This is a genomic window from Thermohalobaculum sediminis, from assembly GCF_023487995.1.
GTDB lineage: Bacteria > Pseudomonadota > Alphaproteobacteria > Rhodobacterales > Rhodobacteraceae > Thermohalobaculum > Thermohalobaculum sediminis.
In genome coordinates this window covers 202,766-227,125 of the sequence record NZ_JAMFKN010000007.1, presented here as the reverse complement: position 1 = coordinate 227,125, position 24,360 = coordinate 202,766, and the positions used below count along the sequence as shown (strand labels likewise).

At 70.0% G+C, this 24,360-nt stretch carries 23 protein-coding genes, 1 tRNA gene and 1 pseudogene; 9 read left to right on the top strand and 16 right to left on the bottom strand.

Annotated elements, in window-relative coordinates; translation table 11 throughout:
• Positions 1-46: 46 nt before the first annotated feature.
• The 3 genes from M1105_RS15225 to M1105_RS15215 all read right to left on the bottom strand — a co-directional run bounded on the left by M1105_RS15225 (position 47) and on the right by M1105_RS15215 (position 2,338).
• Complete coding sequence (locus tag M1105_RS15225; RefSeq protein ID WP_249581229.1) at positions 47-1,468, bottom strand: DUF6538 domain-containing protein; 1,422 nt, start codon at positions 1,466-1,468, stop codon at positions 47-49.
• Between the two features lie 65 nt (positions 1,469-1,533).
• A tRNA-Val gene (locus M1105_RS15220) sits at positions 1,534-1,609 on the bottom strand.
• Positions 1,610-1,645: 36 nt separating this feature from the next.
• Complete coding sequence (locus M1105_RS15215; protein WP_249581228.1) at positions 1,646-2,338, bottom strand: HAD-IA family hydrolase; 693 nt, start codon at positions 2,336-2,338, stop codon at positions 1,646-1,648.
• Positions 2,339-2,442: 104 nt separating this feature from the next.
• Between M1105_RS15215 and glmU the strand changes: the two genes are divergently transcribed.
• Genes glmU through M1105_RS15200 form a run of 3 tightly spaced genes read left to right on the top strand, consistent with a single transcriptional unit; the run spans position 2,443 to position 6,299 of the window.
• Positions 2,443-3,831 (top strand): bifunctional UDP-N-acetylglucosamine diphosphorylase/glucosamine-1-phosphate N-acetyltransferase GlmU, encoded by a 1,389-nt coding sequence (gene glmU, locus M1105_RS15210; protein WP_249581227.1) that lies wholly within the window; start codon positions 2,443-2,445, stop codon positions 3,829-3,831.
• A 15-nt stretch (positions 3,832-3,846) separates the two neighbouring features.
• Positions 3,847-5,670, top strand: coding sequence for a glutamine--fructose-6-phosphate transaminase (isomerizing) (gene glmS, locus M1105_RS15205; protein WP_249581226.1), 1,824 nt, complete (start codon positions 3,847-3,849; stop codon positions 5,668-5,670).
• 59 nt (positions 5,671-5,729) lie between these two features.
• The gene (locus M1105_RS15200; RefSeq protein ID WP_249581225.1) at positions 5,730-6,299 is read left to right on the top strand and encodes a hypothetical protein; all 570 of its coding nucleotides are present in this window, start codon (positions 5,730-5,732) and stop codon (positions 6,297-6,299) included.
• A gap of 22 nt (positions 6,300-6,321) precedes the next feature.
• Here M1105_RS15200 and M1105_RS15195 read toward each other — a convergent pair whose 3' ends face one another.
• From M1105_RS15195 to M1105_RS15140, 12 genes and pseudogenes are all read right to left on the bottom strand, one after another.
• A complete protein-coding gene (locus M1105_RS15195) occupies positions 6,322-6,975 on the bottom strand; it encodes an SOUL family heme-binding protein (RefSeq protein ID WP_249581224.1) in 654 nt (217 codons plus the stop codon).
• Positions 6,976-7,045: 70 nt separating this feature from the next.
• Complete coding sequence (gene trmB / locus M1105_RS15190) at positions 7,046-7,771, bottom strand: tRNA (guanosine(46)-N7)-methyltransferase TrmB (protein WP_249581223.1); 726 nt, start codon at positions 7,769-7,771, stop codon at positions 7,046-7,048.
• A gap of 70 nt (positions 7,772-7,841) precedes the next feature.
• Positions 7,842-9,032, bottom strand: a complete 1,191-nt coding sequence (gene metK / locus M1105_RS15185; protein ID WP_249581222.1) for a methionine adenosyltransferase — start codon at positions 9,030-9,032, stop codon at positions 7,842-7,844.
• Positions 9,033-9,249: 217 nt separating this feature from the next.
• A pseudogene (gene lnt / locus M1105_RS15180) lies at positions 9,250-10,596 on the bottom strand (apolipoprotein N-acyltransferase); the annotation flags it as partial.
• A 230-nt stretch (positions 10,597-10,826) separates the two neighbouring features.
• Positions 10,827-11,699, bottom strand: coding sequence for a hemolysin family protein (locus M1105_RS15175; protein WP_249581221.1), 873 nt, complete (start codon positions 11,697-11,699; stop codon positions 10,827-10,829).
• Positions 11,700-11,801: 102 nt separating this feature from the next.
• Positions 11,802-12,368, bottom strand: coding sequence for an rRNA maturation RNase YbeY (ybeY, locus tag M1105_RS15170; protein WP_249581220.1), 567 nt, complete (start codon positions 12,366-12,368; stop codon positions 11,802-11,804).
• Entirely contained in the window at positions 12,365-13,372 is a 1,008-nt protein-coding gene (locus M1105_RS15165; RefSeq protein WP_249581239.1) for a PhoH family protein, read from the bottom strand. The genes ybeY and M1105_RS15165 overlap by 4 nt, the downstream gene beginning before the upstream one ends.
• 132 nt (positions 13,373-13,504) lie before the next feature.
• The gene (locus M1105_RS15160) at positions 13,505-14,053 is read right to left on the bottom strand and encodes a hydrolase (RefSeq protein ID WP_249581219.1); all 549 of its coding nucleotides are present in this window, start codon (positions 14,051-14,053) and stop codon (positions 13,505-13,507) included.
• Between the two features lie 94 nt (positions 14,054-14,147).
• Positions 14,148-15,347, bottom strand: coding sequence for a Na+/H+ antiporter NhaA (nhaA, locus tag M1105_RS15155; RefSeq protein ID WP_249581218.1), 1,200 nt, complete (start codon positions 15,345-15,347; stop codon positions 14,148-14,150).
• Positions 15,348-15,464: 117 nt separating this feature from the next.
• On the bottom strand, positions 15,465-16,808 hold the full coding sequence (gene miaB / locus M1105_RS15150; RefSeq protein ID WP_249581217.1) for a tRNA (N6-isopentenyl adenosine(37)-C2)-methylthiotransferase MiaB: 1,344 nt from the start codon (positions 16,806-16,808) through the stop codon (positions 15,465-15,467).
• Between the two features lie 110 nt (positions 16,809-16,918).
• The gene (locus M1105_RS15145; RefSeq protein ID WP_249581216.1) at positions 16,919-17,329 is read right to left on the bottom strand and encodes a MucR family transcriptional regulator; all 411 of its coding nucleotides are present in this window, start codon (positions 17,327-17,329) and stop codon (positions 16,919-16,921) included.
• Between the two features lie 206 nt (positions 17,330-17,535).
• Positions 17,536-18,036, bottom strand: coding sequence for a GNAT family N-acetyltransferase (locus M1105_RS15140; protein ID WP_249581215.1), 501 nt, complete (start codon positions 18,034-18,036; stop codon positions 17,536-17,538).
• A gap of 87 nt (positions 18,037-18,123) precedes the next feature.
• Between M1105_RS15140 and M1105_RS15135 the strand changes: the two genes are divergently transcribed.
• Genes M1105_RS15135 through M1105_RS15125 form a run of 3 tightly spaced genes read left to right on the top strand, consistent with a single transcriptional unit; the run spans position 18,124 to position 20,586 of the window.
• Entirely contained in the window at positions 18,124-18,741 is a 618-nt protein-coding gene (locus M1105_RS15135) for a flavin reductase family protein (protein ID WP_249581214.1), read from the top strand.
• Between the two features lie 10 nt (positions 18,742-18,751).
• Entirely contained in the window at positions 18,752-19,615 is an 864-nt protein-coding gene (locus M1105_RS15130; protein ID WP_249581213.1) for an S-methyl-5'-thioadenosine phosphorylase, read from the top strand.
• On the top strand, positions 19,612-20,586 hold the full coding sequence (locus M1105_RS15125; protein ID WP_249581212.1) for a threonine dehydratase: 975 nt from the start codon (positions 19,612-19,614) through the stop codon (positions 20,584-20,586). Before M1105_RS15130 ends, M1105_RS15125 begins: the two co-directional genes overlap by 4 nt.
• Positions 20,587-20,648: 62 nt before the next feature.
• Here M1105_RS15125 and M1105_RS15120 read toward each other — a convergent pair whose 3' ends face one another.
• Positions 20,649-21,008, bottom strand: coding sequence for a hypothetical protein (locus tag M1105_RS15120; RefSeq protein ID WP_249581211.1), 360 nt, complete (start codon positions 21,006-21,008; stop codon positions 20,649-20,651).
• Between the two features lie 190 nt (positions 21,009-21,198).
• Between M1105_RS15120 and M1105_RS15115 the strand changes: the two genes are divergently transcribed.
• From M1105_RS15115 to M1105_RS15105, 3 genes are all read left to right on the top strand, one after another.
• Positions 21,199-22,146 (top strand): hypothetical protein, encoded by a 948-nt coding sequence (locus tag M1105_RS15115; protein ID WP_249581210.1) that lies wholly within the window; start codon positions 21,199-21,201, stop codon positions 22,144-22,146.
• Between the two features lie 78 nt (positions 22,147-22,224).
• Positions 22,225-23,589 carry a formimidoylglutamate deiminase gene (locus tag M1105_RS15110; protein ID WP_249581209.1) on the top strand — a complete coding sequence of 455 codons (1,365 nt, stop codon included), beginning with the start codon at positions 22,225-22,227 and terminating at the stop codon, positions 23,587-23,589.
• Positions 23,590-23,599: 10 nt separating this feature from the next.
• A complete protein-coding gene (locus M1105_RS15105; RefSeq protein WP_249581208.1) occupies positions 23,600-24,316 on the top strand; it encodes a UTRA domain-containing protein in 717 nt (238 codons plus the stop codon).
• Positions 24,317-24,360 lie beyond the last annotated feature (44 nt).

Sequence of the window (24,360 nt, the reverse complement as noted above, 5' to 3'; positions counted from 1 at the left end):
GGAGGGCATCACTTCAATCGACCGAGCGCCTGCCATGCACTAACAATCAACTTGGACCGACCAATCTGGGCCACTCACATCTGCCAAGGCTCCGGCCCCATCCATTTTTAGGGCAGTAGGGAAAGTCGAGAAATAGCTTTCTGGAATTACTTTGCTCCATCACTCTGATATAGTCGAGAAATCCATACTCAATTAGCTTCGAATGAACGGGCACAAGGCGCTTTGAGGAATCCGTTTTAAGCTGCTTTTCATCAGCTTCATTTAAGTCGAAACACCAGATATCATCCTTCTTGCGAATGTCGCTCAGGTGGAGCTGTGCGATCTCCCCTAACCGGGCGCCAGTGAAGAGCGCTATCAGCGGTCCCCACTTTTGGTAGTCCTTGCGTATCAATCCGCGCTCGTTGTGTAGAAGCTCTGAAAGCATCAGCATGCACTGATCCTGACTAAATGCTTCTCGGCCATCGCCACTACGCTTGCTGCTTCCTCGAACATTCATGCCCGCAAAGAAGTTTTCATCCACATATCTATGCGACTTACCCCACTTGAAGAGCGCGCTATACGCTGCGAGGTACGTATTGATCGTCTTGACACTGATAGTAGAAACACCAGTGACTGATAGCACTTCGTCGAGGGGTAAGTTTCTCGTTTTGGGATTCTTATTTCTATTCTTTGGATAGTGGAGCAATACAGCCTTCAGATTACGCGCTTCGCTCGACGTTATCGAGCGTACGTCCGCCTCGGCTCCAACCACCTCAAACAGCAGTGCGAAGTGCTCTTCCTTCTCGTTCAGCGTCTTTGCGGACCACTGATTGCCGACCTTCCCTTCCTCGAGATAACGCTCCGCCATGTCCTTCAATGACGTTCGCCCTGCATTCGGTATCGCGGCGGGTTGAACGATCTCGGCACGGGGCGCTGCGGGATCGAAGGTGAAGCTCTCGAATGACGCATCGTGCGCCAGCACGGCTTCGATGTAGGCCCGATAGCCGCGCTGGAACTCGGCGGACAGGATTTCGTGCTCCGGCGTCCCTTGGGCCACGGAGAATCCGTAGAGCGCCTGTAAGCGCCGTAGAGCCTCGTCTCGGTCTTCCCGCTGCCCGGACCACAGCTCAGCGGACAAGGGCGCCTGAGCGACCGTACGCGCGCTCTCCAGCACCGCGAGATCGTAGCCCGAGAGACGGCCGTTCGCCGCGATGTGATCCGTCCGCTTGTCGAGAAGGGATTTGAAGTGCCGCTGGATGACGGCGCGCATTTCATCATAGCGCATTCGGGAGGCCACCGCTCTGGAGGTCAGGATGTCTGCGAGGGCAGCTAGCTGTCTCGCTAGGCTCAGAGCCTCACGACGATCTCTCGTGCGAAGCGAGACCTTGATATCCGAGACTTTGCCGTACGGATGCAGCGCCTCGGGGATCGGCCATCGGATATAGTAGACGCCATGTCGCGAGAGAGTCAGGTAGGCGGGAATCCCCATAGCAATGTCTCACCTGCATGTCTCACCCGAGAACTGCAGCCGCAAGGCATTGCATTTAAAGGATATGGTGGGCGGTACTGGGCTCGAACCAGTGACCCCAGCGATGTGAACACTGTGCTCTACCAACTGAGCTAACCGCCCGTGCGGCGGACACATAGGCGCGCGGGGGCGCCTTCGTCAAGCGGATTCGGCCCGCGCGGGCTGCAGGCGCTCCAGCAGGCCCGCGATCTCGTCGAAATGCGCGGCCACCGCTTCGGGGGCGAGCTGATCCAGCGGCTCGGCGGCGAAGCCGAAGCTCACCAGCACGCAGGGCACGCCGGCGGCGCGCGCGGTTTCGCGGTCGGTGACGGTATCGCCCAGCATGACCGAGCGGGAGGGGTTCGCGCCTATGCGGCGCGCCGTCTCGCGGAAATGCTCGGGGTCGGGCTTGCGCACGCTGAGGCTGTCGGCGCCCAGAACGGCCCCGAAGCGGTCCAGCACGCCCAGCCGCTCGAGCAGCATCAGCGCCAGCCGCTCGGGCTTGTTGGTGCAGACGCCCAGCCGCCAGCCCTGCGCGTCCAGCCGGTCGAGGCAGGCGCCAACCCCGTCATAGAGGCGCGAATGCACCGCAACCGCGCCGGTATAGGCATCGAGCAAGTCGAGATAGAGCGCATCCGTAAGTGCGACCGACTCGGGCGCGTCCGGGTCGCGGCCGTCGCGCGACAGCGCGCGGCGGATCATCGAGCGCCCGCCGCGGCCCGCGAACACCCGGTCCTCGGCCATCGTGAGCAGCGGCAGGCCGCGTGGCGCGAGCGCCGCGTTGGCGGCGTTGAGCAGATCCTCGGCCGTGTCCGCCAGCGTCCCGTCGAGATCGAAGATCGCGCCTCGCATCCGTCCCCTCCGCCCCGCCCCGCCGGGTCCCGGCAATGAACGGAAACAGTTTCTGATCCGCGCGCCACTTTGCGGGCGGCACGCGCTCGGGATATAGAACGCGAATGTCAGCGTCCAGCCCCACCGCCCGCCCCATAGCCGTCGTCGTGCTTGCCGCGGGCAAGGGCACGCGGATGCGCTCGGCGCTGCCCAAGGTGCTCCACCCCATCGCCGGGCGTCCGATGCTTGGCCATGCGCTGGCCGCCGCCGCGACGCTGGCGCCCGCGCGGGCCGCCGTGGTGGTCGGCCATGGCGCCGAGGCGGTGGGTGCGGTGGCCGAGGCGGCGCTGCCCGGCGCGCGGATCTGCCTGCAAGCCCAGCAGAAGGGCACAGCGCACGCCGTGCTGGCCGCGCGCGCGATGCTCGAGGGCTTCGCGGGCGACGTGGTGATCCTCTACGGCGACACGCCCTTCATCGCGCCCGGAACGCTCGCCCGCCTCGTCGCCGCGCGCGCCGGCGCGGCGGTGGCGGTGCTGGGCTTCGAGGCGGCCGAGCCCGGGCGCTATGGCCGACTGGTGCTCGGCGGCGACGGCATGCTCGACCGCATCGTCGAGGCGAAGGACGCGACCGAGGACGAGCTCGCCATCCGCAGCTGCAATTCCGGCGTGATGGCGGCGGACGCAGCGACGCTGTTGCGGCTGCTCGACCGCGTGGATTGCGACAACGCGCAGGGCGAATACTACCTGACCGACGTGGTGGGGCTGGCGCGGGCCGAGGGGCTCGCCTGCCGCGCCGTCCTTTGCGACGAGGTCGAGACCATGGGCGTCAACGACCGGGTCGAGCTTGCCCGCGCCGAGGCGATCTACCAGGCCCGCGCGCGGCACGAGGCGATGCTGGCGGGCGCGACCATGACGGCGCCCGAGACGGTGTTCCTCAGCTGGGACACGGTGCTGGGCCGCGACGTCACGATCGGCCCCAGCGTCGTCTTCGCCCCCGGCGTGCGCGTGGCTGACGGCGCCGAGATCCGCGCCTTCTGCCATCTCGAAGGGGCCGAGGTGGGGGAGGGCGCCATCGTCGGCCCCTTCGCGCGGCTTAGGCCCGGCGCGCGCATCGGCGCAGGCGCCCATGTCGGCAATTTCGTCGAGATTAAGAACGCAAGCCTCGGCGACGGCGCCAAGGCAAATCACCTGACCTATGTCGGCGACGCCTCGGTCGGCGCGGGCGCGAACCTTGGCGCGGGCACGATCACCTGCAACTATGACGGCTTCGACAAGCACCGCACGGACATCGGCGCGGGCGCCTTCATCGGCGTCAACGCCGCGCTGATCGCGCCGGTGAGCGTGGGCGCGAACGCCTATGTCGCGACCGGCACCGTGGTCACGCGCGACGTGCCCGAGGATGCGCTCGCCATCGCCCGTGTGCCGCAGGAGAACCGCGAGGGCAGCGGGCGGCGCCTGCGCCAGACGCTGAAGGCCCGCAAGGCCGCACGCAAGGACAAGCCCGATCGGGCGTAAGGGGGCAGCGAGACCATGTGCGGCATCATCGGCATCCTGGGGCAGCTCGAAGCCGCTCCCCGCATCCTCGACGCGCTCAAGCGGCTGGAATATCGCGGCTATGACAGCGCGGGGCTGACGACGCTGTCGAACGGCAAGCCGATCAGGCGGCGCGCGGTTGGCAAGCTGTCGGCGCTGCGACAGCTGGTGGCGGCCGAGCCCGCGCCCGGCAGCGCTGGCATCGGCCACACCCGCTGGGCCACACATGGCGCGCCGACGGTCACGAACGCCCATCCCCACGCGGCGGGCCCCGTGCATGTGGTCCACAACGGCATCATCGAGAACTTCCGCGAGCTGCGCGCCGAGCTGACCGCGGCCGGCCGCCGCTTCGAGACCGAGACCGACACCGAGGTCGTGGCCCAGATGGTCGCGCAGCTCATGGCCGAGGGGGCCGAGCCCTTCGAGGCGGTGAGCCGCACGCTCGACCGCGTCAGCGGCGCCTTCGCGCTCGCCTTCCTGTTCGAGAACCAGCCCGACCTGATGATCGCCGCGCGCCACGGCTCGCCGCTCGCGATCGGCTGGGGCGAGGACGAGATGTTCGTGGGCTCGGACGCGCTCGCGCTCTCGCCCATGACGGCCGAGATCACCTATCTGGACGAGGGCGACCGGGCGATCCTGCACCGCTCGGGCGCGCGGATCTTCGACGCGCAGGGCCGGCCGGTTGAGCGCGCCCGGCGGCATGTCTCGATCGAGCAGTCGATGGTCGAGAAGGCCGGGCACAAGCACTTCATGGCCAAGGAGATCCACGAGCAGCCCGGCGCGCTCGGCCTCGTGGTCGCGCGCAACGTGGCGGCCGACCGCACGCGCATCGCCTCGCCCGCCGACGCGCTGCCCTGGGCGCGGCTGTCGCGGCTCCTGCTGATCGGCTGCGGCACGGCCTCCTATGCCGGGCATGTCGCGAAATACTGGTTCGAGGCGATGGCGGGCCTGCCGGTCGAGCTCGACATCGCCTCGGAGTTCCGCTACCGCGACCACCCGCTCTCGGGCGAGGAGGGCGCGATCTTCATCAGCCAGTCGGGCGAGACCGCCGACACGCTGGCGGCGCTGAGGCACGTCGTCGGACGCGTGGCTGCGACCGCGGCGGTGGTGAACGTCGTTGAAAGCTCGATCGCGCGCGAGGCGGGGATCGTGCTGCCGATCCTTGCGGGACCCGAGATCGGCGTCGCCTCGACCAAGGCCTTTACCTGCCAGCTCGGGACGCTCGCGGCCGCGGCGATCCTGGCGGCCCGGCTGCGCGGGCGGATCGACGCGGGCGCCGAGGCCCGGCTGGTCGCCGAGTATGTGGAACTGCCCCGCCTCCTCGCCACCGCGCTCGAGGACGAGCCGCGCATCGCCGCGATCGCGCAGGACATCGCTCTGGCGCAGGACGCGCTCTATCTGGGCCGCGGCCCGATGTTCCCGATCGCGCTCGAGGGCGCCCTCAAGCTCAAGGAGATCAGCTACATCCACGCCGAGGGCCATGCCAGCGGAGAGCTCAAGCACGGACCCATCGCGCTGGTGGACGACAGCGTGCCCGTCATCGTCATGGCGCCGCGCGACGCGCTGTTCGAGAAAACCGTCTCGAACATGCAGGAGGTGATGGCCCGCGGCGGGCGCGTCGTGCTGGTGAGCGACGCCGCCGGGATCGCGGCCGCGGGCGACGGCGTCTGGCGCACCATTCGCATGCCGGACTGCGCGGCATGGCTCGCCCCGGTGCTCTACGCCGTGCCCGCCCAGCTTCTCGCCTACCACGCGGCGCTCGCCAAGGGGACCGACGTGGACCAGCCGAGAAACCTCGCCAAATCGGTTACGGTAGAGTAGACTTGCGCGCAAAACATAAAGTGCGGATCTATCCGTTGGGGAAGAGCGAGGGCATTCTCATGCTGAGGCATGCATTGATGGTGGCGGCGGGCCTTGCGCTCCTCGGCTGCGCCGGGAAGCCGAAGGAAGTCGCCCAGACGGCGGCACCCGAGATCACGATCCGGCCCGACTGCTACACGGTCGTGCTGTTCGACAAGCACCCGATCGTCCCGCCCGAGGCTGGGGTCGCGCCGGAACATGCCCGTTTCCTCGGCCAGTGGAAGCAGGGCGCCTGGAACGGCGAATGGTGCCATGACCTGTTGATCACCGAGGTCAGGAAGGACGGCGAGGTGCGCATGGTCGACATGCACGCGCCCTACGAGCCCTGGGGCCAGCCGGCCACCGCCTTCCAGCGCATCGGCCGGATCGACAAGGACGGCAATCTGATCGTGCGCTACGGCACCGAGTCGGTGCGCTACCGCATCGAGCAGGGGCGCCTCGTCGCGCAGCGCTCGGGCGTGCACGGAAACCTCGTGGCGGTGCTGCAGCAGGACGGCTACACGCCGCTGCCGCCGATGCGCCCCGCCAACTCCCTTGCCGCGAGCGAGACGCAGGGCCTCGCTGCCTCGAAGGTCGCAGCGCTCCAGTGACGCGGGGAGGGGCGGCGCGGGGTCAGCCTGTGCCGCCCTTCAGCGTCACCATGATCTCGTTGCGCCGCAATGCCGGGATGGTCCAGGGCGGGTTGTAGCCCGCCGCCTGCCAGTCGCCCTCATGTGCCATGCCCCGTTCCGCCAGCCACGCGGCAAGGCGGGCGCGCTCGCGTTCGATCGACTCGGCGTCGAGGACGCCCGCGAAGCGCGCCACGGCCACCCGCCGGGCAGGGATCAGCGCGATCGCGACCGTGGGGTCGGTCGGCCGCGGCGCGGTCTCGGGGGTCATGCTTTCGGGCAGCACGAAGACCGTCTCCCACCCGCCTTCGGCGGCGCCGGTCACGACCGGCGCGGTCATGGCGATCTCGCGGCCCCGTTCGGCCGTTCCGGTGATCACGGGCGCGGTCATCGTGATGTCCTGACCATCGTCATTCGCGCCGCCGATATAGTCGAACAGCCGCCCGAAGCCGCGACGCACGGCGGGGCCGCGCTCGGTGTCCCCGACCACGGTGCGTGCGACGGTCAGCGCGGGATAGTCGCGGATCTCGATGCCATCCTCGGCCGACACCAGCGTGAACGGGGGTTCCTCGGCCGCCTTTCCTCCCACCACGGAGCACCCCGCCAGCATCACCCCCGCCGCCATCGCGGCCAGCCGCGCCACCATCCGGCTCATCATGTCTCACCCTCGGAGTGCTCCGGCCTGCGGGTGATCTAGCGCGCCGCCGGACGGCTTCGAGGGATGGCGCTCAGAGCCTGCGGAAGGTCAGGTAATGCGGCCGCCGCCCCTCGCGCAGCGCCTTGGCCTCGTAGCGCGTGCCGGGCCAGTCGTCCCAGGGCACGGCGATCTCCGCGACCCGGACCCGCTCGAAGCGGGCATCTCCCGCCATCACCCGCAGGGCGTGGCGCACGTAGTCGGGCACATCGGTCGCCACCCGGAACTCGGCGCCCGGCCTCAGCACTCGGGCAAGCTGGTCGATCTGCGGCGGGTTGACGAAGCGCCGGTCGTGATGGCGCCGCTTCGGCCAGGGATCGGGGTAGTTGAGGAAGGCGCGGCCGACCGAGCCCGAGGGCAGCACGTCCATCAGGTCCCGCGCGTCCCCCGCCAGCACGCGAAGGTTTTCCACCCCCGCCCGCTTGATGGCCGCGAGCAGCATGGCGACGCCGTTGATGAAGGGCTCGCAGCCGATGATGCCGACATCGGGGTTGGCGACCGCCTGCGCGATCATGTGCTCGCCGCCGCCGAAGCCGATCTCGAGCCACGCCTCGCGCGCGCCGGGGAACAGCCGGGCGAGGTCGATGGGGTGCCGCTCGGGGTTCTCCTCCCACGACACGTCCGGGGGCGCCAGCGTGGCCAAGCGGGTGTCGATCAGCTCGCGCTGACCCTTGCGCAGCGTCTTGCCGTGCCGGCGGCCGTAGAAGTTGCGCCAGGGCGCGCCGTCCTCGCGGGTGGGCATGTCGCGCTTCTCGCTCATCACGGTCCCCGAAAGCGAAGGCGCCCGGGGTTGCCCCCGGGCGCCGGATCGTGGCCGACCGGGCGCCCGGTCAGATGACGCCCCTCAGCGCGGGCGCGAGGTCGAGCTTCTCCCACGAGAAGCCGCCATCGCCCTCGGGCTCGCGGCCGAAATGGCCGTAGGCGGCGGTGCGCTGGTAGATCGGGCGGTTCAGCCCCAGTCGCGTGCGGATGCCGCGTGGCGTCAGGCTCATCACCTCGCGGATCGCCGCCTCGATCTTGGCGGCGTCCTCGGTCTCGGTCCCATGGCCGTCGACATAGAGAGCGAGCGGCTCGGCCACGCCGATGGCGTAGGCCAGCTGGATGGTGCATTTCGAGGCGAGCCCCGCCGCCACCACGTTCTTGGCTATGTAGCGCGCGGCGTAGGCGGCCGAGCGGTCCACCTTGGTCGGGTCCTTGCCCGAGAAGGCGCCGCCGCCATGCGGCGCCGCGCCGCCATAGGTGTCGACGATGATCTTGCGCCCCGTCAGCCCCGCATCGCCATCAGGCCCGCCGATCACGAAGCGGCCGGTTGGGTTCACGTGCCAGACGGTCTTGGCGTCGATGAAGCCGTCCGGCAGCGCCTTTCGCACGAAAGGCTCGACCAACTCGCGCATGTAGGCCGAGGTCACCTCGCGCCCCGCTGCGTCGCGCTCCAGATGCTGGCTCGAGACCACCACGGTGTGGGCGCGCACCGGTCGGCCGTCGCGGTATTCCAGCGTGAGCTGGCTTTTCGCGTCCGGGCCGAACAGGGTCGAGGGGTCGGCATGGCGCGCCTCGGCCATCAGGCGCAGGATGCGGTGCGAATAGAGGATCGGCGCGGGCATCAGCTCCGGCGTCTCGTCGGTCGCATAGCCGAACATGATGCCCTGGTCGCCGGCGCCCTCGTCCTTGTTGTCAGAGGCATCGACGCCCTGCGCGATGTCGGCCGACTGCTCGTGCACATAGCAGTCGATCTCGGCCGTCTTGAAGTGGAAGCCCTTCTGCATGTAGCCGATCTTGCGGATCGTCTCGCGCGCCGAGTCGATCATGTCCCTCGGGGCGACGGCGTTCTCGGGGCTCACCTTGATCTCGCCCATCAGCACCACCCGGTTGGTGGTGGCGGCGGTCTCGATCGCGACGCGCGCCTCGGGCTCGCGCGCGAGGATCATGTCCACGATGCCGTCCGAGATCTGGTCGCAGACCTTGTCGGGATGCCCTTCGGAGACCGACTCCGAGGTGAAGAGATAGTCCTTGCGCGCCATGCCCTGCTCCGCCTCCGTACCTCGCGACCGGGTCCGCCCGATCCGGCCTGACGCCATTGCATGACGCGGCGCGCGGGTCAACCGGCAAGGGGTCGCGCGGGCGGCGGCGCAGCCGGGCGGCGAACAGTACGAACAGCACCACGCCCAGCGCGGGTGCATCGCCCGTCGCGGCATAGATGGTGGGCGCGAGCGGCGCGGGCAGGCGGGCGTCGAACGCGCCGTGGGTGCCCAGGGGCAGCGAGGCAAGGATGCGCCCATGCGGGTCGATCATCGCCGAGATGCCGGTGTTGGCCGCCCGCACGAAAGGCAGTCCCTGCTCGATCGCCCGGAAGCGCGCCTGCGCGAGATGCTGCTGCGGCCCGCCGAAATTGCCGAACCAGGCGTCGTTGGTGACCTGCAGGAACCACTCCGGGCGAGGCCCCTCGGGGATCACCTCGTGCGGGAAGATGGCCTCGTAGCAGATCAGCGGCACGAAGCCCGGCAGCCCCGCCACATCGATCCGCCGCGGGCCGGGGCCGGGCCGGAAGCCGCCCCGCACCGCGAGCTGGCGTATGCCGAGCCGCCCGATCACCGGCTGGAGCGGCACGTATTCGCCGAACGGCACCAGATGCGCCTTGTCGTAGCGACCGGCGAGGCTGCCGTCGGGCAGGATGGTCATCAGCGCGTTCGACCAGTCATAGCCCCCGGGAGCAGGTTCGCGGTGCAGGGCGCCCAGGATGACCGGCGCGCCGTTCGCGGTCGCGGCGATGGCGGCGCGCTCGTCCGGCCGCTCGGCCGGTAGGAAGGTCACGGCGGTCTCGGGCCAGATCACCGCGGCGGGCGGGCCCAGCGCGGGGTCGGCGGGTGCGGCGGTGGCGTCCAGCAGCCGCCGGTGGAAAAGGGCCGCGTAATCCGGATTCCACTTGAGTTTCTGCGTGGCGTTCGGTTGCACCACCCGCAGCACCGGCGCGTCGGGCGCGTAGGCGGTCGCCTCGGGCATCCGCGCCGCCCCCCAGGCCCAGAGCGCGGGGACCACGGCGACCGCGAGCGCCGCCGCCACCTGTCCCCGGCTGCGCCGGGGCGACGCGATCGCGACGACCGGCAGCGCCGCGACGCCGTAGGTTATCAGGCTCAGCCCATGCGGGCCGATCACGCTCGCCGCCTGCGCCACCGGCGTCTCGACCCAGACATAGGCGGCGAGCCCCCAGGGCAGGCCCGTCAGCACATGGCTGCGGGCGTATTCCACCAGCGTGATCAGCGCGGCGATCAGCGCCACGCGCCACAGGCTGCCTGGCTTCCAGCCGCGCCGGGCGAGCCAGAACGCCCCGGCCCAGAACAGCCCCAGCCCCGCCGGCAGCAGCGTCACCGCGAAGGGCATCATCCAGGCGAACTGCTCGGCATCGACCATGAAGGCGTGTCCGATCCAGAAGAGCCCGGTGAGGAACATCCCGAAGCCCGCCGCCCAGCCCACCGCCGCCGCCTGGATCGGCCGCGCGGTGCCGTCGACCAGCCAGACCAGCACGGGCATGGCGAGGAACCAGAGCGCGGGCACCGAGACCGGCGCCTGCCCGGCTGTCAGCGCCATGCCCGCGACGAAGGCCGCCAGAAGCCTCCGCCACCCGGCGAGCCCCGTCACCCCGGCGGCGAGGCGTCCGGCGAGCGTCATCGTGGCAGTCTCGGGCATGGTGTCGCGCATCCGATCGGCGTCCCCGGTGCTGGCGTCCGCGTGGGGGTCTGCTCAGGACGATGGCCGGACGGCGACGCCGCATGGCACGGCACGGCTCCAGCGTGCGCCCGGGGTCCTGCGCGCCGCGGTCACTCGGCGGCCTTGCGCGCGGCGGGGCTTGCCTGGCTCGCGCCCTGCACGATCAGGCGCAGCCGCTTGATCCGCCGCGGGTCGGCATCGACGATCTGGAATTCGTGGCCGGCGGGGTGCGCGATCACCTCGGCGCGGGCGGGCACGCGGCCCGTCAGCATGAAGACGAGGCCGCCCAGCGTGTCCACGTCCTCCTCCCAGTCGGGCAGGCGCAGGGTGACACCCTCGGCCTCCTCGAACTCGGCGATGTCGGCGCGGGCGTCGATGAGATAGACGCCCGGGCTCTCCTCGCGCCAGTGGGCGATCTCCTCCTCGTCGTGCTCGTCCTCGATGTCGCCGACGATCTGTTCCACCAGGTCCTCGATGGTCACGAGGCCGTCGACGCCGCCAAACTCGTCGATCACCAGCGCCATGTGGATGCGCGAGCCCTGCATCTTCTGCATGAGCGCCGCGATCCGCATCGAGGGCGGGACGAACAGTGCCGTGCGGATGTGCTTGCGCAGGTCGAAGTGCTCGTCGCTCGCGGCGCGGCCAAGGCCGTAGGCGATGGCGAGATCCTTGAGGTGGACGAACCCGATCGGGTCGTCCAGCGTCTCGCGGAACACCGGCAGGCGCGACAGGGACCCTTCCTTGAAGGCGGCCGTCACGGTGTCGAGCGTGCTGTCGACCCCCACCGCCACGATGTCGGCGCGCGGCGTCATGACATCGACGACGCGCAGGTCGCGCAGGCGCAGGATGTTGGCGATCATCGCCCGCTCGGCGTCCGACAGGGCGGCCATCGCCGCGCCGATGCCGGCAGCGGTCACGATCTCGCCGTCCTCGTGGAGGGCGGGCGACAGCGCGTCGGCGGCGCGCCGCAACAGGCGGCTCACGAAGGGTTCCGGCCCGGACTCGGGCCTCGTTCGGTAGGGTTCTGTGTCTTCCACGGTGCGGCCCTCGTCCGAGGGCCCGGGACTCGAGCCTGCGTCCATCGCTCAGTTTTCAGGCGGCTCTGCCGCGTCTCCTTCGCTATAGGGGTCCGCAATTCCGGCGGCGAGAAGCGCGCGCCGTTCGATCCCCTCCATCAAGGCTGCATCCTCGTCCGACTCGTGGTCGTGACCCAGAAGATGCAGGCACCCATGCAAGATCAGGTGGATCGCATGATCTTTCAAGGGGATTGACGCGCTTTCGGCCTCGCGGCGCATGGTCTGAAGCGCGATCGCCACATCTCCCAGCGGCACCGGCACCCCGGACTCTCCCGGCGGGGGCGGCATCGGGGCGTCGCCCGGGCGCGCGGGCGACAGATCGAAGGCGGGCCAGGACAGCACGTTCGTGGGCATGGGCTTGCCGCGGAAATCGGCGTTGAGCGCGGCGATGCGGGCGTCGTCGCAGGCGAGGATCGCGATCTCGTAGCCCTCGGGGGGAACGTCCGCGCCCTCGAGCGCCATGCGCGCCGCGCGCTCGGCGACCTCGGCGAAGTCAGGTAGCGCCTCGAGCCAGCCGGGCTCCTCGACGACGAGATCGACCAGCCTTCCCCCTTGCGGGTCGTCGCCCGCGGTCATGCCCCGCCCAGTCCCGCGCGGTCATAGGCGTCGACCACCTTCGCCACCATCGGGTGGCGGATCACGTCGGCCGAGGTGAAGCGCACGAAGCCTATGCCCTCGACCCCTTCCAGCACCCGCAGCGCCTCGACGAGGCCCGATGGGACGCCGCGCGGCAGGTCGATCTGGGTGGGATCGCCGGTGATCGCCATGCGGCTGCCCTCGCCCATGCGGGTGAGGAACATCTTCATCTGCATGGTCGTGGTGTTCTGCGCCTCGTCCAGAACGACGAAGGCGTTGGCGAGCGTGCGCCCCCGCATGAACGCCAGCGGCGCGATCTCGACCTTGCCCTCCTCCATCAGCTTGGGCAGCTGCTTGCCCGGCAGCATGTCGCCCAGCGCGTCGTAGAGCGGGCGCATGTAGGGGTCCATCTTCTCCTTCTCGGTGCCCGGCAGGAAGCCGAGCCGCTCGCCCGCCTCGACCGCGGGGCGCGAGAGGATGATCTTCTCGACCTGCCCCTCGATGAACATCGACACGGCCGCTGCCACCGCGAGATAGGTCTTGCCGGTGCCCGCGGGTCCGATGCCGAACACCAGCTCGCGCTTGAACAGCTCGGTCACATAGCCGCGCTGCACGGCCGAGCGCGGCTCGATCACCTTGCGCCGGGTGCGGATCTCGATCCGCCCGCCCGGGAACATGTCGAGCTGGCGCGCGGTGGCGGGCGGGTCCTCGGTCATGCCGCGGACCGGCGCGGGGTTCGCGCCGTGGGCGCCCATGCGGATCAGCGCGTCGACATCGCCCTTCTCGGCCGGGCGGCCCTGCTCGAGCCGGTCGTAGAGCGCCTCGAGCGCCGCGCCCGCGTCGTGGCGCGCGGCATCCGTCCCGTGCAGCACCAGCCGGTTGCCGCGGCGCATGATGACCACGTCGAAGCCCTGCTCGAAGGCCGCGAGGTTGCGGTCGAAGGGGCCGCAGAGGTCGATGAGGAGGCGGTTGTCGGGAAATTCTAGGATCGTCTCGTCGTCCATGGTCTCGGCCGTGCGGGTGTCCCTGAGGGGCGAGCTGACCACGAGATGATGTCTCCCTTGCGTCGTCTGCACACAAATCGTGGAGCAGGCCGCACCGGTCTGCAAGCGGAAATCCGCGGGCGCGGCGCGGCGCTACTTGATGAGCGGCAGGAGTGCCCGGAACGCATCGGTCCCGGCGCGACCCAGCCATTCGAACACCACCATCTCGGTCGTCACGATCCCCGCGCCGCTGGCCTGCAGGCGGTCGAGGCAGGCCTTCTCGGACTCGGGCGTGCGCGACGAGGTGGCGTCGGTCACGACGAACACGTCGACGCCCTGCTCCATCATCTCGGCCGCGGTCTGCATGACGCAGATATGCGCCTCCATTCCGGCGATCACCGCCTGCTTGCGACCCGTGGCACGGAACGCGGCCGCGAAGCCCCGGTCCTCCATGCAGGAGAAATGCATCTTCGGCAGAACCCGCGCGCCGGTGGCCTGCGCGACCCTGGCCAGTTCAGGCACGGTGTGGCCAAGGCCCTTGGGATACTGCTCGGTCAGCAGGACGGGCACCCCCAGTTCGTGCGCCGCCGTCATCAGCGTGCGGGCGTTGCGGATTGTGCGGGCCGGCGCCTGCATCGCGGGCACCAGCCGTTCCTGCATGTCGATGACCACGAGGCAGGACGCCTCGGCGCGGATCAGCATTCCCGGTTCCTCCCGGCAGCAGGGTGTGGCACGTGGTATACCACAGTTGCTGCCTGCGCGCCCGCCTGTCAAGGGCGGGCGCCGAGGGCCGGGGTCACTCGGCGGGGACGCGCTGCCCGATTCCGGCCTGCGCGGCGCCGTTCGACGTGGCGCGCGCGAGGACGATCGAGCCGGTCAGGCCCGAGAGGAGCGAACCCGCCAGCACGCCCAGCCGAACCGCGTTCTGGTGCTCGGGGTCCGAGAAGGCCAGCGTCCCGATGAAGAGGCTCATGGTGAAGCCGATGCCCGCGATCAGCGCAACCGCATAGAGCTGCATGAGCGTCGCGCCCTTGGGCGGCTCGGCCAGACCCAGCCTGATCGCGCCCCAGGCACAGCCGAACACGCCCACCTGCTTGCCGACAAAGAGGCCGAGCGCGATCGCGAGCGTGAGCGGAGCCGTGAGGTCGGCGAACGTGAGCCCGCCCAGCGGCACGCCGGCATTCGCGAAGGCAAAGATGGGCATCACGAAATAGGCGACATAGGGGTGCAGCCCGTGCTCGAGCGTTTTGAGCGGCGAGCGCCCCTCGTGGTCCTTGCCGATCGGAATCGCGAACCCAAGCGCCACGCCCGCGAGCGTCGCGTGCACGCCCGACTTGAGCACGCAGACCCAAAGGAAGATACCGACCAGGATGAAGGGCGCCTTGCGTTTGACGCCGCCGACGTTCATGCCCGCCAGCACCGCGAGACCGATGGCCCCGAGCGCGAGCGCCTCGATCGACAGGCTCGACGTGTAGAACAGCGCGATGATCACGATCGCCGCGAGGTCGTCCACCACCGCGAGCGCCAGCAGGAACGCCTTGAGCGCCGGCGGCACCCGGTTGCCGAACAGCGAGAGCACGCCAAGCGCGAAGGCAATGTCGGTCGCCGCCGGGATGGCCCATCCCACGGCCTCGGCCGAGTCGATCCCGACAATGCCGATGAACACCAGCGCCGGCACCGCCATGCCGCCGATGGCGCCATAGACTGGCAGCGCCGCCTTGCGCCATTCCGAGAGCGAGCCCTCGGCGATCTCCTTCTTGATCTCGAGCGCGACGAGGAAGAAGAACACCGCCATCAGCGCGTCGTTGATCCAGAGCAGGATCGGCTTCGAGATCGCGGCGCCCCCCACGCTGAGCGTGATGTAGGTGGTCAGGATCAGGTCGTAGGTGGGTTTCAGCGCGCCGATGTTCTCGGACAGCACGCCCGCGAGCGCGGCAAGCGCGAGCAGGATCCCCGCGCGTGTCTCGTTCGACATGGTGGCAAGACGCGCGATCATTTCCCCCTCCGAGCTGTTGTCCGATCAGATCCCTCAGATAATGTGGGGTAGCGCAGGGTCAACCTTGGGACGAGCGGATTTCGGGCCGGTCCCGCGCAGGCGGGCGAGAACCACGGCTCAGGCGACCAGCCGCCCCGCCAGCGAGTTGGTGCCCACGCCCTCGATGGCTACGGGCACGATCCGGCCGAGCAGCCCCGCATCCGCCGCGAGATGCACCGCCTGGAGCCAGGGCGAGCGGCCGACCATCTGGCCCGCGTGCCGGCCCGGCTTCTCGATCAGCACCGGCATCTCGCGCCCGACGCAGCCCGCCTGGAAGGCCGCCTGTTGCTCGCCGAGCAGGGACTGGAGCCGCGCGAGGCGCTCGGCCTTCACCGGCTCGGGCACCTGCGAGGCGGCATCCGCTGCCGGGGTGCCCGGGCGGGCCGAATACTTGAACGAGAAGGCGCTCGCATAGCCGACCTCGCGCACCAGCGTCAGCGTCGCCTCGAAATCGGCCTCGGTCTCGCCGGGAAAGCCCACGATGAAGTCGCCCGAAAGCGCGATGTCGGGCCGCGCGGCGCGGATGCGGGCAACAAGGCGCAGGTAGTCGGCCGCGGTGTGGCGGCGGTTCATCGCCTTCAGGATCCGGTCCGACCCCGCCTGCACCGGAAGATGCAGGTAGGGCATGAGCTTCGGCACCTCGGCATGGGCGGCGATCAGGCCGTCATCCATATCGTTCGGATGCGAGGTGGTGTAGCGGATGCGCGCGAGCCCCTCGATCTCGGCGAGCGCGCGAACGAGGTCGCCCAGACCCCAGGCGCGTCCGCCCGGCCCCTCGCCATGCCAGGCATTCACGTTCTGGCCCAGCAGGGTGATCTCGACGACGCCGCGGTCAACCAGCTCGCGGGCTTCCGAGAGGATCCGCGCGGCGGGACGCGAGACCTCGGCGCCACGGGTGTAGGGCACGACGCAGAAGGCGCAGAACTTGTCGCAGCCTTCCTGCACCGTCAGGAACGCCGCCGGCGCGCGCCGCGCCTTCGGGGCCTGTGGCAGGTGGTCGAACTTGTCTTCCTCGGGGAAGTCGGTGTCGATCTGGGGCCCGTCGCCACGGGCCGCGCGCTCGGCCATGGCGGGCAGGCGGTGATAGGCCTGCGGGCCGACGACGAGGTCGACCATCGGCTGGCGGCGCAGGATCTCGGCCCCTTCGGCCTGGGCGACGCAGCCCGCCACGGCGATCTGCATCCGCCCGCCAGCGGCCTCCTTCGCCGCGCGTAGGGGCCGCAGCCGTCCGAGGTCGGAATAGACCTTCTCCGCCGCCTTCTCGCGGATGTGGCAAGTGTTGAGGATCACGAGGTCGGCATCCTCGGGGCTCGCGCCCTGCTCGTAGCCCGCCGCCGCCAGCGCCGAGGACATGCGCTCGCTGTCATAGACGTTCATCTGACAGCCGTAGGTCTTGATCCAGAGCTTCCTCGGCGCGCTCATGTGCTTCCCCTCGGGCGGGCGGTCCGACAAAAGGCGACGGCGCGGGAGCACGCGCCCCCGCGCCGTCCTTATCCCAGCCGTTGCCTTCGCCGCAATGGCGGGCGGCGTTCTCAGGCCTTGCGCTTGCGGCCCAGCCCGATCTTCTTCGCAAGCTGCTGGCGCTTGGCGGCATAGCTCGGCGCGACCATCGGATAGTCGGGCGAAAGGCCCCACTTCGCGCGATACTCCTCGGGCGTCATGTTGTAGGCGGTCTTGAGGTGGCGCTTGAGCATCTTGAGCTTCTTGCCGTCCTCGAGGCAGACGATGTAGTCGTCCGTCACCGATTTCTTGATCGGAACCGCCGGTTTGAGTTCGACCTCGGGCTCCTGCTGCGGCGCTCCAAGCCCTGCGAGCGTCGAATAGACCGTCTCGATCAGGCCGGGCAATTCTGCGCTCGGCACCGCATTATTCGAAACATGCGCCGAAACGATTTCGGCCGTCAGGGCCATCAGTTCGCCGTGCTCCACGCTTTCGTCCGTCATTCCGCCGATCCCTTCGATTCTTCTGCCATCCATCGAACCGCGGCCATCCCGGTGCTCCAGAAAGCCGCGTGGCGCACCTTGATCCTGCGCCTGTTATTCCGAACCTTCGTCGGCAAATATAAGGATAGAGACGGGGTTGCAAATAAATTTCGCAAATTTTTTATCGATTATTTCGTGAAACCCGGTCGCGGCCGCCTGAATAGGCGCTAGTCGTGCCAGCGATGGACCATGCCTTCGACGCCCGTCATTGCGCCGGGTACCAATTCCCGCGCGAGAAGCCGGTTGAAGTTCACGGGCTTCGGGTAGTCGAGCCCCTCGGCCAGGTCGCGCCGGAAGCCGAACCGGCGATAGTAGGGCTCGTCGCCGACCAGCACGACCCGCTCCCACCCCGCCTTCTTCGCGAGATCGAGCGTCTCGGCGATCAGGAGGGCCCCCAGACCCTCGCCCTGCAGCGTCGGGTGGACCGCGACGGGACCGAGCAGCAGCGCCGGCCACTCGCGCTCGCCGATCAGCACCGGCCAGTAGCGGATCGCCCCCACCACCACGTCGAATTCGTCGCGCGCCACGGTGCAGAGCCCGGCCACCGGCGCCACGCCCTCGCGCAGCTGGTAGGACGACAGCGCCGAGCGACCCGGCGCGAAGCACAGGTCGTAAAGCGCCTCAACCTCCCAGGCGTCGCTTTCGCGTTCTCTCAGCAGGCGGAACATGTGGCGCGGGGCAGTCGGTCGGCGGGTTGCGGGCGGGCTCCCGGCTCGCTACCACGCATGACCCGGACTTGCCAGAGGGAGCCCCCGATGTTCTACCGCCCGGCCGACGGCCACGGCCTGCCGCACGACCCGTTCAAGGCGATCGTCGCCCCCCGTCCGATCGGCTGGATCTCGACGCTCGACGCGGCGGGTGCTGCGAATCTCGCGCCCTACAGCTTCTTCAACGGCTGCGGCGACCGCCCGCCGATGGTGATGTTCGCCCAGACCGGGGCCAAGGGGCCGGGCGAGCCACAGAAGGATTCGGTCTCGAACATCCGCGCGACGGGTGAGTTCGCCTGCAACGTGGTGGGCCGGGCGCTGACGGACGCGATGAACGCCTCATCCGGTCACTACCCTGCGGGCGCGGACGAGTTCGAGATCGCGGGGCTGGAGAAGGCGCCCTGCGAGGTGATACGCGCGCCCCGTGTCGCTGCGGCGCCTGCGGTGCTGGAATGCCGCGCCGTGCGCATCCTCGACGACCTGCCCGCGTGGTCGCCAGGCTGGCGCAACATCATCGTGATCGGCGAGGTGGTGGGCGTGCACATCGACGAGCGGTGTCTGAAGGACGGCCTCCTCGACGTGCTGACCTACAACCCGGTCGCGCGGATGGGCTACATGGACTACACCGCCGTGACCGACAAATTCGCGCTGAAGCGCCCGGGCTGAGGGGGACGTCATGACAGAGGCCATGATCGGCATCATCGGAGGCTCGGGCCTCTACGCCATCGACGGGCTGGAAGGCGCAGAATGGGTGAGCGTGGACAGCCCCTGGGGCGCGCCCTCGGACCAGATCCTGCGCGGGCGGCTGTCGGGCGTGCCCGTGGCCTTCCTGCCGCGCCACGGCCGCGGGCACCGCGTGGGGCCGACCGGCATCAACTATCGCGCCAACATCGACGCGCTGAAGCGGGTGGGGGTGACCGACATCCTCAGCTTCTCGGCCTGCGGCTCGTTCCGCGAGGAGATGGCGCCGGGCGATTTCGTGCTGGTTGACCAGTTCATCGACCGCACCTTCGGGCGCGAGAAGTCGTTCTTCGGCACTGGCTGCGTCGCCCATGTCTCGGTGGCCGAGCCCACCTGCGCGCGCCTGCGCGCGGCGCTTGCCGCCACCGGCGTCGCGGGGCTGCATGTGGGCGGGACATATCTTGCGATGGAGGGGCCGCAGTTCTCGACTCTGGCGGAATCGCGCCTCTATCGCGAGCAGTGGGGGGCCCATGTGATCGGCATGACCAACATGCCCGAGGCCAAGCTCGCCCGCGAGGCCGAGATCTGCTACGCCACGGTCGCGATGGTGACCGACTACGACTCGTGGCACCCCGACCATGGCGAGGTCGACATCACCGCGATCCTGCGCACCATGCACGCCAATGTCGACAAGGCCAAGGCGATGATCGAGGCCGCCGTCCCCGCGCTGGGCGGCCCGCGCGCGCCATGCCCGCATGGCTGCGACCGGGCGCTGGAATACGCGATCCTGACTGCCCCCGAGGCCCGCGATCCGGCCCTGACGGCCCGGCTCGACGCCGTGGCGGGGAGGGTGCTGTGAGCCTTTTCACCCTCGCGGAGCTCGAGGCCGCGGCCGATCTCGTCCACCGCCACATGCCGGCCACGCCGCAATACGCCTGGCCTCTGCTGGCCGAACGCATCGGTGCCGAGGTCTGGGTCAAGCACGAGAACCACACGCCCACGGGCGCCTTCAAGGCGCGCGGCGGGCTGGTCTATCTCGATGACCTCGCGCGCCGGGGCGGCTGCCGGGGCATCGTCACCGCCACGCGCGGCAATCACGGCCAGTCGATCCCCTTCGCCGCCCGCGCTCACGGCATCCCGGTGAAGGTCTACGTTCCGCACGGCAATTCGGTCGAGAAGAACCGCGCGATGGAAGGCTGGGGCGCGAGCGTCCACGTCCATGGCCGCGATTTCGAGGAGGCGCGGCTCGAGGCCGTGCGCGTGGCCGAGGCGGAGGGGCTGCACCTGATCCCGCCCTTCGATCCCGCTCTGGTGAAGGGGGTGGCGACCTACGCCCTGGAACTGTTCCGCGCGGTGGCCGAGCTCGACGCGGTCTATGTGCCGATCGGCATGGGCTCGGGCATCTGCGGACTGATCACGGCCCGCGATCTCCTCGGGCTGAGGACCGAGATCGTCGGCGTCGTCTCAGCCCATGCCGACGCCTATGCGCTGAGCTTCGAGGCGGGCGAGATCGTCGAGACCCCGACCTGCGTGACCTTCGCCGACGGCATGGCCTGCCGTGCGCCATGGGCCGGGCCGCTGGGGATCATCGCGAATGGCGCGGCCCGCGTCGTCCGCGTGACCGATACGGAGGTCGCCGAGGCGATCCGCGTCTACTTCGCCGACACCCACAACGTCGCCGAAGGGGCAGGGGCCGCGGCGCTGGCTGCGCTGATGCAGGAGCGCGAGAGGATGAAGGGCAAGCGCGCCGGCGTCATCCTGTGCGGTGGCAACATCGACACCTCCTGGTTCGCCGAGGTGTTGCGGGGCGGCGTGCCGAAGGCGGCCTGAGTGCCGCGCCTGCCGCTCGGCCTGCGGGAGGCCCTCGACGTGGCCGGCAGGCATTCCTGCCGTCACTCCGGACCGCGATAGTCCGCCAGCCCGTCCACGATGGCGCCGATGCCCCACAGCACCAGCGCGAAGGCCACGATGCAGATCAGCAAATTGCCGATGCTCTGCAGCAGCCGCTGCCAGCGCGGTGCGTCGTCGGGAAAGAATCGGATCTCCGGGCGCAGCAGGAAACGCGACGCGAGATAGCCGAACAGCAGCGCCGCGAGGGCCAGATGCAGCGCCCGGAAGCCAAGGCCGGGAAAGCGTGTCGCAAGGAGCTGGGCAAATCCGACGATGAGTGCCCAGCGCACCACCTGGAATGCCTCGCCGACGAACGCCTCGAAATTTCTCCCGAGGCGGTGCCGGAACGCCTGATCGGCCATCAGATCGACGAGCTTCCACATGCGGCCGAGCCTGCCCCGAGGCGATGGCCGGCGGGGGTCAACACTTCGTGCTCGACGCGCCGGACCAGCGCCCGCTGACCCGCCGCCCCGCGCATCCCTTGCGTGCGGTCCGCATTCTGTTCCGCATCTCGCGCCTCGGGCGCCAGCAAACCGGAACAGGAGAACGGCCATGAATGCCGCAGCAATCCGCACCCTCCAGACCCGCCTTGCCCTCGCGGGGCATCGGGCCGGCCCCGCCGACGGGCTGCTCGGACCGCGCACCGGGGCGGCGATACGCGCGTCGCTCGCGGCGCGGGCCGATGCGCCGGGGGGCTGGACGGGCTGGCCAGCGCCGCGCCGGGCGGTCGGGCTGCTGCAACTGATGGCCCGCGACGCGGGGATCGATCCCGGCCCGGTGGACGGGTTGTGGGGCCCGCGCACCGCCGCCGCGGCGGAGGCGCTGGCCGCCGAGACCTCCGCGCCGAACCCGCCCGGGCCCAACTCGCCCGCCCCGGCGGTGCCGGAGCCGCGGTCGCCCGAGCCTTCCATCGCCGCCGCCGCCGCAGTTCTGCCCGGCTCCACCGCTGACGCGCGAACCGCGCCCATCGACGCGCCGCGCCCGGTCGCGCGGCCCGCGGGTGCGGAAGGTGCGCCCTGGCCCCGGCAGGGCTTCGCCGCGATGACCGGCTTCTACGGCCCCAACGGCCTCCCGGGCGGGCACACGCCGCCGCTGGTGCGCGTGCCCTGCCCCTGGCCGCTGCGCCTCGCCTGGGAGTCCGACACCGTGGTGGGCGCCATCGCGATCCACGAACGCTGCGCCGACAGCCTTGCCCGCATCCTCGCGCGCGTCCGCGACCGCTATGGCCCGGCCGAGATCGCGCGCCTCGGCCTCGACCGCTTCGGCGGCAGCTATGCGGCCCGGCGGATGCGCGGCGGCTCGCGCTGGTCCACCCATGCCTGGGCGGCGGCGATCGACTGGGAACCCGCGCGCAACCGCCTGACCTGGCGGCGCGACCGCGCCATGCTCGCCCATCCCGACGCCGAGGACTGGTGGCGCATCTGGGAGGAGGAGGGCTGGCTCAGCCTGGGCCGCGCGCGCGACTTCGACTGGATGCACGTGCAGGCCGCGCGGCTGTGAGGGCAGGATTCCGGCTTGCATCGGTCGGGAATAAGTCTATACATAATCCTCGCGCAGATCACGACGCGGGGGCTTTCCATGACCACTCTCTTTGCCAGCCACGCGCTCCTGCCCGACGGCTGGGCCGAGGGCATCGAGCTCGACATCGCCGCCGACGGCAGCATCGCCGCCATCCGACGCGGCGTCGAGCCCGCGGGGCGGCCGGCCCGCATCCTGTTGTCCGCGCCCGCGAACCTGCACAGCCACACCTTCCAGCGCGCCATGGCGGGCATGACCGAGCACCGCGCCGAGGGGCGCGACAACTTCTGGTCGTGGCGCTCGCTGATGTACCGCTTCCTCGAGCATCTCTCGCCCGGTCAGATCGAGGCGATCGCGGCGCTCGCCTTCGTCGAGATGCAGGAGGCGGGCTTCGCCAGCGTGGCCGAGTTTCACTACGTCCACCATCGCCCCGGCGGCGGCACCTATGCCAACCTCGCCGAGACCTCCGAGCGGATCGTCGCGGCGGCCCACGCGACCGGGATCGGGCTCACCCATCTGCCCGTGCTCTACACCTATGGCGGCGCGGATGGGCAGCCGCTCGCGGGCGGGCAGCTTCGCTTCGGCTGCGATCTCGACCGCTTCGAGCGGCTGGTCGAGGCCGCGGGTGCGGTTGTCGCCGCGCATCTGCCGCATGACGCGCGGCTGGGCATCGCGCCGCACTCGCTGCGCGCGACCTCGCCCGAACAGCTTGCCGCGCTCGCGGCCAGCCATAAGGGCCGGCAGATGCACATCCACGCGGCCGAACAGCCCAAGGAGGTCGAGGATGTCGTCGCCTGGCTGGGCGCGCGGCCGGTCGAATGGCTGCTGGGCAATCTCGACATCGGGCCGCGCTGGTGCCTGATCCACTCGACCCACATGACGCAGGCCGAGACCGAGGCGCTGGCGCGCTCGGGCGCCGTCGCCGGGCTCTGTCCGATCACCGAATCGAACCTGGGCGACGGGCCGTTCAACGGTCCCACCTTCCTCGCGGCGGGCGGGCGGATCGGGATCGGCTCGGACTCGAACGTGCAGATCGCCGTGGCGGCGGAACTCAGGCAGATGGAATACAGCCAGCGCCTGCGCGACCTCGCCCGCAACGTCATGCTGACGGCGCCCGGCTCGGTCGGCGAGACGCTCTATGGCCGCGTGCTCGAGGGCGGGGCGCAGGCGCTGGGCCGCCCCTCGGGCGCGATCCGCCCGGGCCTGCTCGCGGATCTGGTGACGCTCGACGCCGATCATCTCAACTTCGCGGGGCTCAGGCCCGGCCAGTTCCTCGATGGCTGGATCTTCGGCGGTGCCGAGGGCGCGGTGCGCGATGTCTGGTCGGCCGGGCGGCACATGGTCCGCGACGGGCGCCACGTCGCGCGCGAGGGCGTCGAAGCCGCCTACCGGCGCGCCCTGGCAGACCTGGTCGACCGGATCTGAGGGCGGACGCGTGGTCACCTATCGCAGTATCAAGGCCGAGATCCTCGACGGCATCATTCGCCGCCGCTGGGCGCCGGGCGACCTGATCCCGAACGAGGAGGACCTCGCCCGCGACTATGGCTGCTCGCGCTCGACGGTGAACCGCGCGCTGCAGGAACTGGCCGATCTTGGCATCCTCGAGCGCCGCCGCAAGGCGGGCACGCGGGTGGCGCAGCGCACCTCGCGCGGTGCGCTGATCCAGATCCAGATCGTGCGCAACGAGATCGAGCAGAGCGGCCGGCGCTATGGCTACGTCCTTCTGGAGCGTGCCGAGGCGTGGGCCGGCAGCGAGACGGCGGCGCTGATCGACGCGCCGCGCGGCGCGGCGCTGATGCACCTGCGATGCCTGCACCTGGCCGATGGCGCGCCCTGGCAGATCGAGGACCGACTGATCAGTCTCGCCGCCCTGCCCACCGCGCGCGAGGTGGATTTCGAGGCGCTGAGCCCGAACGAGTGGCTGGTGACGCAGGTGCCCTACTCGCGATCCGAGCACATCTTCAGCGCCGAGCCCGCCAGCGCCGAGGAGCGCGAGCGCCTGCGGCTGCGGCCCGACGAGCCCGTCTTCGTGATCGAGCGCCGCACCTGGCTGGCCGGGCAGGCGCTCACTTACGTCCGCCTCTCGCATCCCGGTCTCGCGTATCGCATGATCTCGCGCGAGGATGATCTTCTCGCCGCGCCGGAGGCGTGACACCGGCGCGTTGTTGCGGGATCGTCGCGGACAGAAAAAGCTCG

Bases quoted from the DNA above. Each gene is read 5' to 3' on its own strand.
- M1105_RS15225 (WP_249581229.1), bottom strand. From the start codon at position 1,468: ATGGGGATTCCCGCCTACCTGACTCTCTCGCGACATGGCGTCTACTAT.
- M1105_RS15215 (WP_249581228.1), bottom strand. From the start codon at position 2,338: ATGCGAGGCGCGATCTTCGATCTCGACGGGACGCTGGCGGACACGGCC.
- glmU (WP_249581227.1), top strand. From the start codon at position 2,443: ATGTCAGCGTCCAGCCCCACCGCCCGCCCCATAGCCGTCGTCGTGCTT.
- glmS (WP_249581226.1), top strand. From the start codon at position 3,847: ATGTGCGGCATCATCGGCATCCTGGGGCAGCTCGAAGCCGCTCCCCGC.
- M1105_RS15200 (WP_249581225.1), top strand. From the start codon at position 5,730: ATGCTGAGGCATGCATTGATGGTGGCGGCGGGCCTTGCGCTCCTCGGC.
- M1105_RS15195 (WP_249581224.1), bottom strand. From the start codon at position 6,975: ATGATGAGCCGGATGGTGGCGCGGCTGGCCGCGATGGCGGCGGGGGTG.
- trmB (WP_249581223.1), bottom strand. From the start codon at position 7,771: ATGAGCGAGAAGCGCGACATGCCCACCCGCGAGGACGGCGCGCCCTGG.
- metK (WP_249581222.1), bottom strand. From the start codon at position 9,032: ATGGCGCGCAAGGACTATCTCTTCACCTCGGAGTCGGTCTCCGAAGGG.
- ybeY (WP_249581220.1), bottom strand. From the start codon at position 12,368: ATGACCGCGGGCGACGACCCGCAAGGGGGAAGGCTGGTCGATCTCGTC.
- M1105_RS15165 (WP_249581239.1), bottom strand. From the start codon at position 13,372: ATGGACGACGAGACGATCCTAGAATTTCCCGACAACCGCCTCCTCATC.
- M1105_RS15160 (WP_249581219.1), bottom strand. From the start codon at position 14,053: ATGCTGATCCGCGCCGAGGCGTCCTGCCTCGTGGTCATCGACATGCAG.
- nhaA (WP_249581218.1), bottom strand. From the start codon at position 15,347: ATGATCGCGCGTCTTGCCACCATGTCGAACGAGACACGCGCGGGGATC.
- miaB (WP_249581217.1), bottom strand. From the start codon at position 16,808: ATGAGCGCGCCGAGGAAGCTCTGGATCAAGACCTACGGCTGTCAGATG.
- M1105_RS15145 (WP_249581216.1), bottom strand. From the start codon at position 17,329: ATGACGGACGAAAGCGTGGAGCACGGCGAACTGATGGCCCTGACGGCC.
- M1105_RS15140 (WP_249581215.1), bottom strand. From the start codon at position 18,036: ATGTTCCGCCTGCTGAGAGAACGCGAAAGCGACGCCTGGGAGGTTGAG.
- M1105_RS15135 (WP_249581214.1), top strand. From the start codon at position 18,124: ATGTTCTACCGCCCGGCCGACGGCCACGGCCTGCCGCACGACCCGTTC.
- M1105_RS15130 (WP_249581213.1), top strand. From the start codon at position 18,752: ATGACAGAGGCCATGATCGGCATCATCGGAGGCTCGGGCCTCTACGCC.
- M1105_RS15120 (WP_249581211.1), bottom strand. From the start codon at position 21,008: ATGGCCGATCAGGCGTTCCGGCACCGCCTCGGGAGAAATTTCGAGGCG.
- M1105_RS15115 (WP_249581210.1), top strand. From the start codon at position 21,199: ATGAATGCCGCAGCAATCCGCACCCTCCAGACCCGCCTTGCCCTCGCG.
- M1105_RS15110 (WP_249581209.1), top strand. From the start codon at position 22,225: ATGACCACTCTCTTTGCCAGCCACGCGCTCCTGCCCGACGGCTGGGCC.